Source organism: Micromonospora sp. H61, from assembly GCF_018070325.1.
In the GTDB taxonomy this organism is placed as follows: Bacteria; Actinomycetota; Actinomycetes; order Mycobacteriales; family Micromonosporaceae; genus Micromonospora; species Micromonospora salmantinae.
On record NZ_JAGPXY010000199.1, the window covers coordinates 1 to 1759 of the forward strand.

Annotated in this window: 1 protein-coding gene and 1 pseudogene; both read left to right on the forward strand. The window is 68.4% G+C overall.

The genetic code is table 11. The features are described 5' to 3' along the window. Positions 1-25 precede the first annotated feature (25 nt). Positions 26-400, forward strand: a pseudogene (locus tag KBX08_RS34995) (hypothetical protein); the annotation flags it as partial. Positions 401-1006: 606 nt separating this feature from the next. Next, positions 1007-1759 (forward strand): major royal jelly family protein (locus KBX08_RS34290; RefSeq protein WP_247670470.1); only part of this gene is annotated, 753 nt, incomplete at its 3' end.

Consider the following 1759-nt stretch of genomic DNA (forward strand, 5'->3'; position numbering starts at 1 on the left):
AACGGTGACGGTGGGGACGCTCGTCGTGGTTCGGCAGTTCCAAGCCCGGGAGGCCAGCGACCGAGCGGCGCAGGCTGGCCGAGTACGCCGCGCGGCCGAGGCGGCCACTCGGGCTCGGACGGCCCTAAGTGCCGGCGACGAGCGGGGGGCGCTGGAGGCCGCTGCGGCCGCATTGCAGGAGGCGTCCACCCGTGACGCGCGAGAGGCCGCCCGGCAAGTCCTTGCGGTACCCGTACCACGGGTCACCTTCCAGCTTGGCGCGACAGCGACCTCCCTTGCCTGGTCCCGCAGCGGTCGCTTTCTGGCGGTGGGTGGTGGAGACGGTTCCCTCCGGCTCCTGGACGTCGTCGGGAACAAGCAGATCGCGGCCTGGTCGACCGGATCGAGTGCGGTGCGCGCGGTGCGGTTCCGCGTCGACGAAGGCCGCGTCAGGCTCATGTTCCGCTCGGATAGCGCGGGGGTGCGGTCGGTCGAGACGGCCCTAGTGATGCCAGAAGGCTCCGGCCCCGACCCACGCGCTGGGATCAACCGCTACCGCAGTACCGGCGGCCGAATACTGTCACTGGTGTTCCACGGAGGGGTGCTGCTGTCGGATACCAGGTGCTTCAGTCGGGCCAACGGATCGTGTCGGGCTTGGGTACCGCCGACGGCTGGTACGTCCCTGGGCCTGGCCTGGGCACCGAGGACGGAGCTGCTCGCCGTGCCCACTAGCGTTGGAAACATCGATGTGGTGGACGCGGGAGAGACTCTGGCCGGCTCGACCGCAGTGCTGGGGGAGACGTCTGATGGCCCAGGGCCGCAGGACTGGGCGGGCTTCCTCCCAGATGAAAAACGCACTGTGGTTGTGCGCCGGCACGGACCAGCCTCTTTCGTACGTTCCGGTTCGGTCATACCTAGCGGACTCGACGGGTCGCGGTGCTTGCACCGGCAAGACCACGCGGGAGGTGGCGCAGAAGGGCACAACCGGTCAATTGGGTTGGACTGTCGCGGAGTCCAGCTCTGGGCGGTGGAGGAGGCGGACCTGGGGATCGCGTTGGACGGCATCGCCGGCCAGGCGCGGCGGGACAGAGACGGGTTGCCGGCCACTGGGGTTGAGGTGGGCCCCAACGGCACAACGGCGTTGGTTGCCCACGTCTCCGGTGTTGTTTATCTGCTCCAACGCGATCCGTCGTGGCGTGTGGTGGCGAGTGCCGCGACACCGCGCAGGGGTGGATTAGAGATCGCGGGGATTGCGTTCGCGGCCGATGGGATGACCGCCGCGCTGCTGACAAGACCGTCCGAGGGCGGTGCCGGGACGCTGCTCGTGCTTCGTGCGGGGCAGGGCGTGGCCTCGTCGGTCCCCGTCGGAACCTTGACGGCCAACGAGCGCCTCGAAGGGGTGTCACCGGATGGCAATACCGCCGTCGTGGGCACAAGTCGGGTAGGCGAGCGGGGCAGGATCCAGCTCATCGATCTTCGTGCGGGTCGGGTGATCACAGCGACAACTGGCTTCGGCGCACCCATAGCCTTCAATGAGCATGGTGACCAACTCCTTGCCATCGGAGCCGACCTCGACGGCCTACCGTGGCCATCCGTGATCGTTGGCAACGGGCGGCTAACCCGCTCCCGCATCTACCGAGCGTCGGACGGCGAACTCTTGTGCGAGGGGATCCATTTCTCGCCCGTTGGCCATGGCGATCTCGTCGCGCCGGACCTTGCGGTGGTCGTCGTCGGCTCCTACGAGCGGCCGCTGATCCAACGGACCTGCGAGCCGCACATG